11 protein-coding genes are annotated in these 14,024 nt (G+C 61.3%); 8 read left to right on the forward strand and 3 right to left on the reverse strand.

From position 1 onward, the window contains the following. Positions 1 to 52 precede the first annotated feature (52 nt). Positions 53 to 667, reverse strand: coding sequence for a glutathione S-transferase N-terminal domain-containing protein (locus O3298_RS07745; protein WP_070290828.1), 615 nt, complete (start codon positions 665 to 667; stop codon positions 53 to 55). Positions 668 to 944: 277 nt separating this feature from the next. Here O3298_RS07745 and purB point away from each other — a divergent pair, with 277 nt between their 5' ends. From purB to O3298_RS07775, 6 genes are all read left to right on the forward strand, one after another. Continuing rightward, positions 945 to 2,324 carry an adenylosuccinate lyase gene (gene purB / locus O3298_RS07750; protein WP_305058922.1) on the forward strand — a complete coding sequence of 460 codons (1,380 nt, stop codon included), beginning with the start codon at positions 945 to 947 and terminating at the stop codon, positions 2,322 to 2,324. A gap of 186 nt (positions 2,325 to 2,510) precedes the next feature. Next, positions 2,511 to 3,035 (forward strand): cytochrome b, encoded by a 525-nt coding sequence (locus O3298_RS07755; RefSeq protein ID WP_046684510.1) that lies wholly within the window; start codon positions 2,511 to 2,513, stop codon positions 3,033 to 3,035. A 103-nt stretch (positions 3,036 to 3,138) separates the two neighbouring features. Beyond that, positions 3,139 to 3,693 (forward strand): YceI family protein, encoded by a 555-nt coding sequence (locus tag O3298_RS07760; RefSeq protein ID WP_034778891.1) that lies wholly within the window; start codon positions 3,139 to 3,141, stop codon positions 3,691 to 3,693. 142 nt (positions 3,694 to 3,835) lie between these two features. Continuing rightward, complete coding sequence (locus tag O3298_RS07765; RefSeq protein ID WP_077408818.1) at positions 3,836 to 4,411, forward strand: YceI family protein; 576 nt, start codon at positions 3,836 to 3,838, stop codon at positions 4,409 to 4,411. Positions 4,412 to 4,584: 173 nt separating this feature from the next. Next, the gene (locus O3298_RS07770) at positions 4,585 to 4,854 is read left to right on the forward strand and encodes a GlsB/YeaQ/YmgE family stress response membrane protein (protein ID WP_071075198.1); all 270 of its coding nucleotides are present in this window, start codon (positions 4,585 to 4,587) and stop codon (positions 4,852 to 4,854) included. Positions 4,855 to 5,160: 306 nt separating this feature from the next. After that, positions 5,161 to 7,314 carry a S46 family peptidase gene (locus tag O3298_RS07775; RefSeq protein ID WP_099666231.1) on the forward strand — a complete coding sequence of 718 codons (2,154 nt, stop codon included), beginning with the start codon at positions 5,161 to 5,163 and terminating at the stop codon, positions 7,312 to 7,314. 68 nt (positions 7,315 to 7,382) lie between these two features. Here the strand turns inward: O3298_RS07775 and O3298_RS07780 are convergent, their stop codons facing one another. Further along, the gene (locus O3298_RS07780) at positions 7,383 to 7,964 is read right to left on the reverse strand and encodes a hypothetical protein (RefSeq protein WP_305058923.1); all 582 of its coding nucleotides are present in this window, start codon (positions 7,962 to 7,964) and stop codon (positions 7,383 to 7,385) included. Between the two features lie 148 nt (positions 7,965 to 8,112). Here O3298_RS07780 and O3298_RS07785 point away from each other — a divergent pair, with 148 nt between their 5' ends. Both O3298_RS07785 and O3298_RS07790 read left to right on the forward strand, forming a co-directional pair. Further along, complete coding sequence (locus O3298_RS07785) at positions 8,113 to 9,801, forward strand: M14 family zinc carboxypeptidase (protein WP_305057987.1); 1,689 nt, start codon at positions 8,113 to 8,115, stop codon at positions 9,799 to 9,801. Positions 9,802 to 9,891: 90 nt separating this feature from the next. After that, complete coding sequence (locus O3298_RS07790; protein WP_305058924.1) at positions 9,892 to 12,042, forward strand: FUSC family membrane protein; 2,151 nt, start codon at positions 9,892 to 9,894, stop codon at positions 12,040 to 12,042. Between the two features lie 11 nt (positions 12,043 to 12,053). Here O3298_RS07790 and O3298_RS07795 read toward each other — a convergent pair whose 3' ends face one another. Continuing rightward, a complete protein-coding gene (locus O3298_RS07795; RefSeq protein WP_305058925.1) occupies positions 12,054 to 14,003 on the reverse strand; it encodes a S9 family peptidase in 1,950 nt (649 codons plus the stop codon). Positions 14,004 to 14,024 lie beyond the last annotated feature (21 nt).

Raw genomic sequence — 14,024 nt, forward strand, 5'->3', positions numbered from 1 at the left:
TTCGAGGCAGATAAAAAAACCGGCAATCGCCGGTTTTTTTACGTCCGTGCCTTTACTGCGGCACGGTATCCTTGAACGATTGCCGCTCGGACAGTTTGTCGAACAGGCGCGCCAGCGCGGGGTGATCGGCGCGCCAGTCGATTTCCGGGAAACGGAAGCTGAGCCAGCCCAGGGTGCAGCCCACGGCCACGTCGGCCAGGGTGTAGTTCTTGCCGGCGCAATATGCGCTCTCGCCCAGGCGCGCTTCCAGCGCCGCCAGGCCCAGGGTGACTTTGTCCAGCTGGCGCGCGATCCAGGCCGCGCTTTGCTGTTCGGGCGGGCGCTGCGTGCGCTCCAGGCGCACCAGCACACCCGCGTCGAGAATGCCGTCGGCCAGCGCTTCCCAGTTCTTGATATCGGCCCGCTCGCGGCCATTGCCGCCGGCCGGCAACAGCTTGCACACGGGCGTGAGCGTGTCGAGGTATTCGACGATGACTTTCGAATCGATCAAGGTGCTGCCATCCTCCATCACCAGGCAAGGCACCTTGCCCAGGGGATTGGCCTGGGCGATGCGGGTTTCCGGCACCCACACGTTTTCCAGCTCGAAGACATAGTCGAGCTTTTTTTCCGCCAGCACGATGCGGGCTTTGCGGACATACGGGCTGGCGAGGGAACCGATCAGTTTCATAGGTACTTTAAGGTAAGGGAGCAGCAAGCAGTATAGCATCGGCGGCAGCGCTGTTTGGCAGCACGCGCCCGGCGGCCCCCCGTGTGTGGCAGGCACGCCGCATCGGGGTCGGATTCGGCCAAATTGCGCTGCGCCGGCGGCCAACGGACGGCTGGCCAGCGGCCAGCGGTGGTAAAATCGCTCTTTACTGTGGCGCCGTCAGTGTTGCTGTATTGCAATAGCCCTGCCCTCCCCGCGCGCCACACGCCAACCGTTTCTTTAACTTGCGTCCGCTCTCATGACTTCTACTACTCCGTATTCCACGCTGTCGGCCCTGTCTCCGCTCGATGGCCGCTACGCCAGCAAGACCGATCTGCTGCGCCCGATCCTGTCCGAAGCCGGTTTCATGCACCACCGCGTGAAAGTGGAAATCTCCTGGCTGCAAGCGCTGTCGCAAGCCGGTTTCACCGAAATCAAGCCGTTTTCGGCAGAAGCGAGCGCCCTGCTCGACAAGATGGCAGCCGACTTCTCGGAAGCCGACGCGGCCCGCATCAAGGCCATCGAAGCGGTCACCAACCATGACGTCAAGGCCGTCGAGTACTGGCTGAAGGAACAAGTGGCGGACGTGCCGGAACTGGTGGCGGCGTCGGAATTCATCCATTTCGCCTGCACCTCGGAAGACATCAACAACACTTCGCACGGCATGATGCTGAAAGCGGCCCGCGATGGCGTGATGCTGCCGGCCTTGAACGGCCTGGTGGCCAAGCTGACGCAGATCGCGCACGACAATGCGGACGTGCCGATGCTGTCGCGCACGCACGGCCAGACGGCCAGCCCGACCACCCTGGGCAAGGAATTTGCCAACGTCGTGGCCCGCCTGCAGCGCGCCGTGAAACGCATCGAGCAAGTGGAAATCCTCGGCAAGATGAATGGCGCCGTCGGCAACTACAACGCCCACCTGTCGGCCTACCCCGGCTTCGACTGGCCGGCATTCTCGCAGGCCGTCATCGAACAGCGCCTGGGCCTGGTCTTCAACCCGTACACCATCCAGATCGAGCCGCACGACTACATGGCCGAGCTGTTCGACGCCTTCGCGCGCGCCAACACGATCTTGCTGGACCTGAACCGCGACATCTGGACGTACGTGTCGCTGGGCTACTTCAAGCAAAAACTGAAAGCGGGCGAAATCGGTTCCTCGACCATGCCGCACAAGGTCAACCCGATCGACTTCGAAAACTCGGAAGGCAACCTGGGCCTGGCCAACGCCGTGCTGAAACACCTGTCGGAAAAACTGCCCGTCTCGCGCATGCAGCGCGACCTGACCGATTCAACCGTGCTGCGCAATATCGGCGTGGGCCTCGGTTACACCCTGCTGGCCTATGACAGCTGCCTGCGCGGCCTGAACAAGCTGGAAGTGAACCATGCGCGCCTGGCGCAAGACCTGGACGCGACGTGGGAAGTGCTGGCCGAGCCAGTGCAAACCGTGATGCGCCGCTACGGCATCGAAAACCCGTACGAGCAGTTGAAAGAGCTGACGCGCGGCAAGGGCATCTCGAAAGAAGCGCTGCAAACCTTCGTCAATGGCCTGGCCATTCCGCAGGATGCCAAGGACGTGCTCCTGACCATGACGCCGGCTAACTACATCGGTATCGCCGCGCAATTGGCCAAAGCCATCTAAGCAGTTTCCACATGGGGATCCTCACGATCCCACTCCCGCGGGGCGGCCAGCACACAAATGCTGCCCGCCCCGCGGTTTTTCCGGCAATCTTTCTTGTAGAATCTGCAGCACGCAGCGCAATTTGCTTTTCTTTGGTATATTAGGCCGAATTAGTCCTAACACGTACTACTTTCAAGAAAGCCGTCGATGCAACGCTACACCACCACCGCCATCATCCTGCACTGGCTGACCGCCCTGCTGATCATCAGCGCCTTCGTCATGGGCCTGGTCATGGTCGATATTCCCGGCCTGACGCCCACCAAGCTCAAATATTTCTCGTGGCATAAGTGGCTGGGCGTGACCGTGCTGGCCATCGCCGCCATCCGCCTGTTGTGGCGCAAGGCCAACGTGCCGCCGCCGCACCCTGCCAGCATGGTGGCCTGGCAAAAGAAGGCGGCCGACGCCATGCACGTGCTGCTGTACATCCTGATCTTCGCCGTGCCCGTCTCCGGCTACCTGTACACCCTGGCCGCCGGCGTGCCCGTGGTCTACCTGGGCCTGTTCCAGCTGCCCGTCATCATGGCGCCGAACCCGGAACTTAAGCCACTTTTAAAAGAGATTCATTATGTTCTGAACATGACGATGGCCGCCGCCGTGGCCGCCCATGTGCTGGCGGCGCTGAAGCACCAGTTCATCGACCGCGATGGCGTGCTGAAACGCATGCTGCCATAAGAACGTCGAACCAAACCCGCTGCGCGTCGCGATTTGCGGTTTTGTCCGGCGTTCCAAGCCCTTCTTAATCTGCTTTGCTCACTGAAACTCCAGGAAAAATAAGATGAAAACCACCCAACGCATCGTCCTCGCTTCCCTGCTGGGCCTGTCCGTGGCCGCCACTGCCGCCACCCTGCTGAAAGTCGATCCCGCCAAGACCAGCGTGTCGGCCGTGTTCAAGCAAATGAACGTGCCCGTGGAAGCGAAGTTCAAGAAATTCAATATCGCCATCGATTACAACCCGGCCACGCCGGACGCGTCGAAAGCGTCGGTGGAAATCGAGACGGCCAGCATCGATATCGGCGACCCGGAATACAACAAGGAAGTGGCCAAGAAAGAATGGTTCAACGCGGCCCAGTTCCCGAAAGCCACCTTCGTCTCGAGCAGCATCAAGGCCGCCGGCGCGGGCAAGCTGACGGTCAGCGGCAAGCTGAGCATCAAAGGCAAGACCACCGACGTGACCTTCCCCCTGACGGTGAAAGCCGACGGCGGTAAATATGCGTTCGACGGCGCCCTGCCGATCAAGCGCCTGACCTACAACATCGGCGAAGGCGAGTGGAAAGACACGAGCATGGTTGCCGACGAGGTCACCATCAAGTTCCACGTCGCTGCGCAGTAACACCTGAGAAAACGTCCATGGCTGCGTTGCTCTTGTCTCGTCGTACTATTCGTACTGCCTTCGGCAAGGCGCCTTGCCCTGAACGTTTTTCAATCGCTACTGATTAAAATCACACCACCAACCGATTCTTTTTAGGATATTGATGAAACTTAAGCACTTGATGATCGCCGTGCTGGCAGCCGCCGGCGCGGGTTCGGCCATGGCCGCTACCGACACCTACAACCTCGACCCGACGCACACGTTCCCCAGCTTCGAAGCCGATCACATGGGCATGTCCGTGTGGCGTGGCAAGTTCAACAAGACCAAGGGGACGGTCACCCTGGACCGCGCCGCCAAGGCGGGCAGCCTGGACCTCGTCATCGATGCCGATTCGATCGACTTCGGCCTGGACGCCATGAACACGCACGCGAAGAAAGCGGACATGTTCAACGTCGAGAAATTCCCTGAAATCACCTACAAGAGCAAGTCGCTCAAGTTCAACGGCGAGCAACTGGTGGAAGTCGATGGCGAACTGACCCTGCTGGGCGTGACCAAGCCCGTCAAGTTGAACGTGAGCAAGTTCAAGTGCATCATGCACCCGCGCTACAAGCGTGAAGTGTGCGGCGCCGATGCCACGGCAGAATTCAAGCGCAGCGACTTTGGCTTGAACTACGGCATGCCGGCGTTCTCGCCGGAAGTCAAGCTGGCCATCCAGGTGGAAGCCATCAAGGCCGATTAAACACTGCCTTGCCGCATGACAAGCCCGCCTCGCTGCCCGCAGCCAGGCGGGCTTTTGCATGCGCCATGCGAATCCGCTGGACTTTTCTATCGTGCGGCATCAGTATCAATTTGCCATGACGTGCAGGCCGCACCGCTCTGGCACAACCACTCATCCATCGCGCGGAGGATTACATGAATTTCATTATCTGGATCGTTATTGGCGGTGTCATCGGCTGGCTGGCCAGCATGGTCATGAAAACGGATGCGCAACAGGGCATCTTCCTCAATATCGTCGTCGGTATCGTCGGCGCCTTCCTGGGCGGCTGGCTGCTGGCGCCCCTGTTCGGCACGGGTACCATCAACAGCGACAATTTCAGCCTGTCTTCGCTGCTCGTCTCGTTCCTGGGCGCCGTGATCCTGCTGGGCATCGTGAATCTTTTGCGCCGCGGCAAAATACGCTAAGCAGACCAAAAGCAGCACATCCGCAAATGGCCGGGCCGCGCAGGCGCCCGGCCATTTTTATTGCTGCCAGGACAATTGTATGGACAATACCACAGCCGCGGCACGGGAAAATGCCCGCTGGCAGCCACTTTCTGCCCCTGTGATGCCGAAAATAGTGCCATTTAAACAAGCAACTACAAACATGCCGCCGGGAAAATGTGATTGACTAGTGCGAGTTCGGTGCGGATACTCTAGGTCGCCCGCTGAGAAAAAACACTGGGTACACGTTGGTTCCGACTTCCCTTCATGTAAAAGACTAGAACTCGAATGAAAAAATCTTTAATCGCGCTCGCCATCCTGAGCAACTTCGCACACGCCGACGAAGGCATGTGGATGCCCCAACAGCTGCCACAAGTAGCCAAGGAACTGAAAGCGGCCGGACTGAAACTCGATCCGACCACCCTGACCAAACTGACCGAGTTCCCGATGGGCGCCATCGTCAGCCTGGGCGGTTGCTCGGCCTCGTTCGTCTCGCCGCAAGGCCTGGTTGCCACCAACCACCATTGCGTCTACAACAGCGTAGCGGTCAATTCGACCAAGGAGCGCGATTTGCTGGCCAACGGTTTCCTGGCCAAGACGTTCGCTGAAGAATTACCGGCCGCCCCAGGCAGCCGCATCTTCGTCACCTCCGCCGTGACCAATGTCAGCGACAAGATCATCACCGCCGACGTAGCCAAGCTGCAAGGCAAGGCACGCATCGACGCGATCGAGAAAAACCAGAAGAAACTGGTCGCCGAATGCGAAAAAGAAGCGGGTTTCCGCTGCACCGTGTCGAGCTACTACGGCGGCCTGGAGTTCTACCTGATCAAGCAACTGGAAATCCGCGACGTGCGCCTGGTGCACGCGCCTCCGGCCGGCGTGGGCAAGTTCGGCGGCGACACCGACAACTGGATGTGGCCACGCCACACGGGCGACTACGGTTTCTACCGCGCCTATGTCAGCAAGGACGGCAAAGCTGCCGACTTCAGCAAGGACAACGTGCCGTACCAGCCAAAACACGTGCTGAAACTGGCCAAGGATGGCTTGAAAGAAGGCGATTTCGTGATGGCGCTGGGCTACCCTGGCCGCACCAACCGTCACCGCCTGCCATCGGAAGTGGCGTTCACGTTTGACTGGAACTACCCGGCCTTCGTGAAAGCGTCGGGCGAAACCCTGGCCATCATCGCGCGCGAAACCAAGGACAACAAGGATGTTGCCCTGAAATACGCGGGCCAGGTGGCTGGCGTGAACAATTACTACAAGAACCGCCAAGGCATGCTCGATTCGTACGCGGGCAGCGACTTCCTGGCACGCAAGACGGCAGAACATGAAGCCCTGAAAACCTGGGTCAACGCGAATGCTGCCCGCAAGGCGGAATTTGCCGGCGACATCGAGCAAGTGGAAAAGCTGATCGCCGAGCGCGATGCCGACACCAAGCGCGATTTCTTCCTGGGCTACGCACAGCCACGCCTGCTGAACACGGCACGCAGCCTGTACCGCCTGTCCAACGAAAGCACCAAGGCCGATACGGAACGCAAGTCCGGCTACCAGTCGCGCGACTTGCCACGCCTGGAAGCGGGCATCACCTCGGTCGAACGCACCTACGATGAAAAAGTCGACAAGGCGCTGGTACTGAACAGCCTGGCCAAGTACGCCGCGCAACCGGCAGCACAGCGCCGCGCCAGCTTTGACGCCGCCATCGGCATCAAGGACGGCATGTCGCCAGCCGACCTGTCCGCCGCCCTGGACAAACTGTATGCGGGCAGCAAGCTGGCCGACAAGGCCGAGCGCGCAGCATGGCTGAAACGCACGCCAGCCGAATTCCAGGCCAGCAAGGACAGCTTCATCCAGGCAGCCGTCGCCATGTATCCGGATTCGCTGAAAAACGAAGCGGAAGACGAAGAACTGGCCGGCAAGATCCAGCAAGCCTACGCCAACTACATGAAAGCAAAAATTGCCTTCATGAAGAGCAAAGGCCAAGCCGTCTATCCTGACGCCAACAGCACCCTGCGCGTCACCTTCGGCCGCGTTGCCGGCCGTGACCATGGCGCCGACGGCACCACCTGGACCGCGTTCACCACCGTCAATGGCGTCGTGGCCAAAGCCACGGGCCAGGGCGAGTTCAATGCACCGGCAAATCAACTGGCCGCGATCAAAGCCAAGGACTTCGGTAAATTCGTCGATCCGAAGCTGAAAACCGTGCCGGTCGACTACCTGGCGACCCTGGACATCACCGGCGGCAATTCCGGTTCGGCTGCGCTGAACTCGAAAGGCGAATTCATCGGCCTGGCCTTCGACGGCACCTTGGACTCGATCATTTCCGATTGGGACTACAACAAGGCCAACACCCGTTCGATCCAGGTCGACCTGCGCTACATGCTGTGGAACATGAAACACATCGACCACGCAGACAACCTGCTGAAAGAAATGGGCGCTGAATAACAAAAAGCAATAACCCGGCAACGGGCGCTTTAGCCTGAGCCACTCCTGCGGGAGTGGCTTTTTTTCGCCTAACGTTTTTTCACTTTCGCAAAACGGTAAGGCACGGCTTGCTCTGCGCCAAACACTTGCGCGCTGCCACTTCCCAGCGGCAACATGACCCGCCGGCCATCCTGCAGCAGCAAGGCCAGGTCGGCGCCGGGAAAGCGCTGCGCCAGCAGTGGATGGGCTTGCCGTTCGATGGGGGCGGCGGGAATCACGATGCGGTAATCGCTGTCGCCAAAGTCCAGCAGCAGCGCGGGAAGCGCTTCAAGCCCCGGCAGCGCCGTGATGCGCAGGCGCGCGCTTCCCTTGACGAGCTCGAAGGCCGACCACAGGGGCAAGGTGCGCTGCGTAGCGCCGATCTGCAGCAGCGGCGCGTGGCGCGCATCCGCCGACGTCAGCACGATGTCAGGCTGTTCTTCCGGCACGGCGCCATCGATGGCGAGCAGCCAGCCCCGGTAGCGTATCAACGCGCCCTGCGCGACGGCCGTGACGGACCCGCCCTGCGCCACCAGCTCCTTGCCCGCAGGCAAGCGCAATGGCGCCGCCTGCGCCGCCAGGCCTATCCCCCACACCAGCACCGCCAGCGCTGCCATCGCCGCCTTGCCCATGCCGCCTCCCCTCGCGCGTGAAACGTATTCATAACACAAGTACGGCAACCAGCCCTTGCGGCGCCTCAAGGCAAGAGCCGGTGCTACAATTGGCCCCTAGCGGGCGTACTTACCCAGCGCGCCTTCCCCCTCCCAGACTCAGACCGCTATGCCACCAGACTTGCGCACGACCTACGAACTCGGTAACCACAACCAGACCACGACCTGGCTGGAATGCATCACCTTCTATCAAGATCTTGCCGCACGCTATCCGCAGGTGCTGCACTTCGAACAGATCGGCCTGTCCGACTCGGGCGTGCCCATCCACGCTGGCGTCGTCAGCGCGGACGGCGTGTTTGACCGCGAGCAAATCAAGCGCGCAGGCCGCACCGTATTCTTCAACAATAACGGCATCCACCCGGGCGAACCGGAAGGCATCGACGCCTGCATGGCCATCGTGCGCGACCTGTGTACGCAGCCGGAGCGCCTGGCGGCGCTGGGCAGCACGGTATTGCTGTTCATTCCGATCTACAACGTCGATGGCAGCCTGAACCGCGCCAACACGTCGCGCGTGAACCAGGATGGGCCGGAGCAATTCGGTTTCCGCGGCAACAGCCGCCACCTGGACTTGAACCGCGATTTCATCAAGTGCGACAGCCTGAACGCGCAAGTGTTCAACCGCCTGCTGGCCAGCTGGGACCCGGACGTGATGGTCGACACGCACACGTCGAACGGCGCCGACTATCCGTACACGATGACCCTGATCCACACGCAGACGGATAAGCTGGGCAATGGCCTCGGCCCCTTCCTGCAAGACACCATGCTGCCGCACATCTTTGCCCAGATGGAAAACGCTGGCTGGCCCACCTGCCCGTACGTGAATCCCGTCAAGGACAGTCCCGACCACGGCATCGCCGAATTTCTCGAAGTGCCCCGTTTCTCGACCGGGTTTGCGGCCTTGCATCACGTCATTGGTTTCATGCCGGAAACGCACATGCTGAAACCGTTTGCCGACCGCTACGCATCCATGCGCGCCCTGCTCGACATCACCATGGCGTTCACGGTCAAACATGGCGAACAGATCAAGCAGCTGCGCGCGCAAGCGAAGGCGGCCGGACGCACGCAAGCCGCATGGCCGATCCACTGGGCCATGAATGAAGAACAGCCGTCGACCTTCCCCTTCAAGGGCTATGCGGCGCAATACACGCCGAGTATCCTGGGCGACTACCAGCGCCTGTCGTATGACCGCTCGCAGCCGTGGGAACGCGATATCAAGTATTACAACCGCTTCGATGCGGACGTCACCGTGGCCGCGCCAAAAGCCTATATCGTGCCGCAAGCGTGGCGCGAAGTCATCGAACGGCTGCGCTGGAACGGCGTCGAAATGAACCGCATCACCACCGAACAGACGATAACGGCGCGCTACTACCACATCACCGACGTCGGCACGCGGGCCACGGCCTACGAAGGCCACATGTTCCACGACAATGTGGAACTCGAAGCGCGTACGGGCCAGTTCACCGTGCAGGCAGGCGATTATGTCGTCAGCCTGGACCAGGACAACGCCCGCTACGCCGTGGAAACCCTGGAGCCGCAGGCGCACGACAGCTTCTTCCGCTGGGGTTTCTTCAACAGCGTGCTGGAGAAGAAAGAAGCGTTTTCCGATTACGTGTTCGAAGACATGGCATCCGAGCTGCTGCGCGACGAGCCGGCGCTGGCCGCCAAATTCGCCGAGTGGAAAGCAGCGAATCCGGCCCTGCTGAGCAATCAGGAAGCCGTGCTGAATTTCATCTTTGCACACTGCCAGCGCTTTGCCGAGCCAGAATGGCGTAGATATCCCGTGATTGCCCTGATGTAAATCAAGGCTGTAGCGACTGCAACATCCTGGCGCCGCATCGGAGACCCCGGTGCGGCGCCTCTTTCTGTGCCCTGCCCACAAGGTAATCCCATGCACTACGCACTGAACCTGCGCACCTTTATTTACAGCCATTATTTTTACCTGGGCTTGCGCGTGGCCATCGGTCTCGTCGGCCTGGCCTTGCTGACCCAGGAAATCAGCGACAGCAATACCGCCATGACGGTGTGCATCGGCGCCCTGTGCACAACCCTGATGGACATGCCCAGCCCGCTGCGCCACAAGTTCAATGAGATGCTCGCTTCCGTGCTGCTGTGCAGCGCCGTCACTTTGCTAATCAGCCTGTGCGGCCCCGTGCAGTGGCTGTTGATGACGGTGCTCGTGCTCGTGAGTTTCCTCGCCAGCATGATGGTGGTGTACGGCAAGAAATCCATGCCCTTGCAGCTGGCCGCCCTGTTCATCATGACCATGTCGATGGAGCACCAGATGACGTGGCAGCAATCGTTCCACCATGCGGGCCTGTTCATGCTCGGTGGCCTCATCTATCTGGCCTACGCCATGGCCATCGCCTGGGTCTTGCGCCACCGCATCAAGCAGCAAGTGCTGGCCGAAGCCCTGTTCGAACTGGCCGCCTACATCGACATCAAGGCCGATTTCTACGACACCCGTTTTAACCTGACGGAACAGTTCAACAAGCTTGTGCGCCATCAAAGCATCCTGGCCGACCGCCAGCAGGCATCGCGCGACTTGATCTTGCGCAGCCACAAGAACAGCAAGGATGCTATCGTCGTGCAGGTGCACGTGTGCATGCTGGATCTGTATGAACTGATACTCTCCACGCACACGGATTACGCGCTGCTGCGCCAGCACCTGGCGGACTCCGACGTGCTGAAATCCTTGCACGACCTGGCTTACAAGGCGGCGCGCGACATCGAAGCCGTGGCCTACGCCGTCACGCGCAAGCGCGCCTCGTATGCGCAGATCAGTTACGACAAGGAATGGGCCGATATCGAAGAGGAAATTGCCCGTCTGCACGCAAAAGGCGATGCTGCGCAGGAAGCGCTGGCCACCCTGCGCGCGCAGCGCAACAAGATCCGCGCCATTCTGAAAATGATCGCGGAATTGCACTTGGCCAGCCAGAAAGTGTATGACAACGTGCCGTTCTGGAGCGGCGCGGACATGGCGCCGTTCTTGTCGCAGCAGAAATACGAACTGAAAACCCTGCTGTCGAATCTGCGCCCGGACTCGCCCGTGTTCCGCTTCGCCCTGCGCGTCTCGATGGCCATCTCGGTGGGATTGCTGATCGGACACTGGCTGCCATATGCGGCGCACAGCTACTGGATCGTATTGACCATCGTCATCATCTTGCGCCCCACGTTCAGCATGACGCGCCAGCGCCGCGCCGACCGCATCATCGGCACCATCATCGGCTGCATCATCACGGCCATCGTGATCCGCTTCGTGCACAGCAATATCGTGCTGATGGCCATCCTGTTCCTCTCCATCGTGGCCACGCCCACCTTCATCTATTTGCGCTACCGCTACACGGCCATCGCCGTGAGCCTGATGATTCTGCTGCAAATGCACCTGGTGGCGCCCAGCAACCCGAACCTCGTCAGCGAGCGCCTGATCGATACCCTGATCGGCGCGGCAGTGGCGACCGTGTTCAGCTTCGTGCTGGCCAATTGGGAATACCAGAGCCTGCCACGGCTGGTGCGCCAGGTGCTGAATGTGAATGTGAGCTATATGCAGGCCAGCTTCGCGCTGCTGCAGGGGAAATGTTTCGATGACTTCGCCTACCGCATCGAGCGCAAGCGATTGATGGACAGCCTGGCTGCGCTCAGCTCGGCGCTGGTGCGCATGCTCGATGAACCGGCCAGCAAGCAGCGGGCCGTGGAAGACATCAACCTGTTCATCGTGCAAAATTATTTATTGGTCGCCCACGTGGCGGCGCTGCGCTCCATCCTGGGCCGGCATGCCAGCCAGCTGCCCGTCGCGCCCGTCAACGCCCTGCTTGGCCACAGCCATACGCAAGTGTGTCTGACCCTGTCGCGCGCGCTGGAACAGCTCGACAACCAGGCCGCCATCAGCGCCCCGCTGGCAGTGCCTGCCGCGCCGCCCGTCAGCGACGTGGCCTGGTCGGGCTGGCCTCTGGTGCAGCGCCGCATCCGCTTGTTACAGGCAGATGCGGACAAGATCGTGATACATAGCGCGGCGATCGTGCATATTGTAGCGCCGCGCTAAGCTGGCGCAACTTACTTCAGATACTGCTCAAACCAGCCGATGGTGCGCTTCTGCAAGTCGCGCTGATGCTCGGGCTTGCGGAAGGAATGGCCTTCGCCGTCGTAGATGAACAGGCTGGACGGCACGCCCATGGCGCGCAAGCCGTGCCAGAATTCCAGCGACTGGGCAGCTGGCGTTTCCACGTCGCGCTCGCCCACGTAGATCAGGGTCGGCGTCTTGGCCGCCTTGATCGATTCGATGGGTGAAGCCTTGCGGTAGACGGCCGGATTGTCATACGCGGAGGCGCCAAAGAACGGGATCATCCACTGGTTGATGCCGTTCTGGCCGTAATAGCTGATCCAGTTCGACACGCCCGCGCCCGCCACGGCCGCCTTGAAGCGGTCGCTATGCGTGACGCCCCACATGGTCATGAAGCCGCCATACGAATGGCCGATCAGGCCCAGGCGGTCCCCATCGATGGGCGCCACTTTTTGCGCGGCATCAATGCCGGCCAGGATGTCGCGCCAGTCGCCGCCGCCGAAGTCGGCCATGTTGGCGCGCGTAAAGGCCTGGCCCTGGCCAAAGCTGCCGCGCGGATTGGGCAGAAAGACGAAATAACCCTTTTGCGTCAATTCATGGATCAGGGTGCTCGCTCCCACGTAACGGGGCGAGGCGGCAGCGCCCGGGCCGCCATGCACGTTGACGACCATCGGGTAGCGCTTGCCTGCATCCGCCTTCAACGGCCCCAGCAGCCAGCCTTGCACCTTGTATTGCTCGTTGTTCCAGCCCACGTTCTGCACCGTCAGTTGCGGCGCAAAGCCGTCATTGTCGCGCGTAATCTTTTTCAACTGCCCCACCGGTCCCGCCACCAGGTAGCTGGCGTGCGTGAAATTTTCCTGGGCGGCAGCGGCGTGACGGCCATCGGCGCTGAACGACAGGCGGCCATCGCTGCCGCTGCTGCTGAGCTCACCGAGCAGCACAGGCCGGGCCGGGCCGCTTTGCGCATCGATGGGCACCAGCGCCAGCTGCGAGTCGATCAGGGCCGTTGCCAGCAAGCCGGCGCCGCGCCAGACGACGCCATTGAAGGTGCCGCGATAGTCTGGCGTGAGATTGCGCGGCATGCCGCCAGCCAGCGGTACGGTGTAGATATCGCCGCCGATGGAGCCGAAATCGCTCATCAGGCCGCCGATGAAGACCACCGTCTTGCCGTCCGGCGAGACCGATGGCAGGTTCAGCTGCATGGCCGGCGACGCGATCACGCGCAAGGCGCCCGTGGCCGCATCAATATGGCTGAGCTTGGCGACCCACCAGTTGCTGTCGCCATTGCCTTGCGCGCTGGTGGCGACAAAGCCGCGGCCATCGGGCGTCCAGCTGTATTCATATACATAGGTGTCGCCGGGCGACAGCAGACGCGGCTCGCCGCCGCTGGCCGGCACGACGGCGATGCGCTGGGCATCGTCTTCGCTGCCCACTTCGCCCACCTGGCGCGCACCCGCTTCCACGGCGCCGGCCAGCTTGCGCGCACCCACCGTCGCGAGCAGGGCCAACTGCTTGCCATCCGGCGACCAGCGCGCCGTACTGGCCACACCTTTGATGCTCGTCAATACCTGGGCTTGCGCCTGTGTCATCGTGGCCAGGTACAGTTGCGCCATGCCGGCCTTAGCGTCGTAGCCGACAAAAGCCAGCTGCCGGCCATCGGGCGACCAGCTGGGCTTGTCGTAGGAACACACGGCGCACGGATCGAATTGCTGCACGACGGCGCCGTTGGCGGCGTCGCGCACGACGATGACCGCATGCGGGCGCTGCGGCAGTTCGCCCGCCCTGCTCGATTCGATGGCGGCGATGCGCTGGCCATTGGCCGACAGGGCGACGGCGCGGTAATCGCGCAAGGCCGGCTCGGTGGCAGAAGCGGCCTGTGCCAGGGTGCCCAGAAGGCTGCTTGCCAGCAAGCCGCAAGCGGCCAGATCAGTTATTTTCATCATGTAAATTCCGGTTAGAAATAA

It is taken from the genome of Janthinobacterium sp. SUN137, assembly GCF_030587265.1.
In the GTDB taxonomy this organism is placed as follows: domain Bacteria; phylum Pseudomonadota; class Gammaproteobacteria; order Burkholderiales; family Burkholderiaceae_D; genus Janthinobacterium; species Janthinobacterium kumbetense.

Coding starts and splice junctions, on each gene's coding strand:
- O3298_RS07745 (WP_070290828.1), bottom strand. CDS start 667: ATGAAACTGATCGGTTCCCTCGCCAGCCCGTATGTCCGCAAAGCCCGC.
- purB (WP_305058922.1), top strand. CDS start 945: ATGACTTCTACTACTCCGTATTCCACGCTGTCGGCCCTGTCTCCGCTC.
- O3298_RS07755 (WP_046684510.1), top strand. CDS start 2,511: ATGCAACGCTACACCACCACCGCCATCATCCTGCACTGGCTGACCGCC.
- O3298_RS07760 (WP_034778891.1), top strand. CDS start 3,139: ATGAAAACCACCCAACGCATCGTCCTCGCTTCCCTGCTGGGCCTGTCC.
- O3298_RS07765 (WP_077408818.1), top strand. CDS start 3,836: ATGAAACTTAAGCACTTGATGATCGCCGTGCTGGCAGCCGCCGGCGCG.
- O3298_RS07770 (WP_071075198.1), top strand. CDS start 4,585: ATGAATTTCATTATCTGGATCGTTATTGGCGGTGTCATCGGCTGGCTG.
- O3298_RS07775 (WP_099666231.1), top strand. CDS start 5,161: ATGAAAAAATCTTTAATCGCGCTCGCCATCCTGAGCAACTTCGCACAC.
- O3298_RS07780 (WP_305058923.1), bottom strand. CDS start 7,964: ATGGGCAAGGCGGCGATGGCAGCGCTGGCGGTGCTGGTGTGGGGGATA.
- O3298_RS07785 (WP_305057987.1), top strand. CDS start 8,113: ATGCCACCAGACTTGCGCACGACCTACGAACTCGGTAACCACAACCAG.
- O3298_RS07790 (WP_305058924.1), top strand. CDS start 9,892: ATGCACTACGCACTGAACCTGCGCACCTTTATTTACAGCCATTATTTT.
- O3298_RS07795 (WP_305058925.1), bottom strand. CDS start 14,003: ATGATGAAAATAACTGATCTGGCCGCTTGCGGCTTGCTGGCAAGCAGC.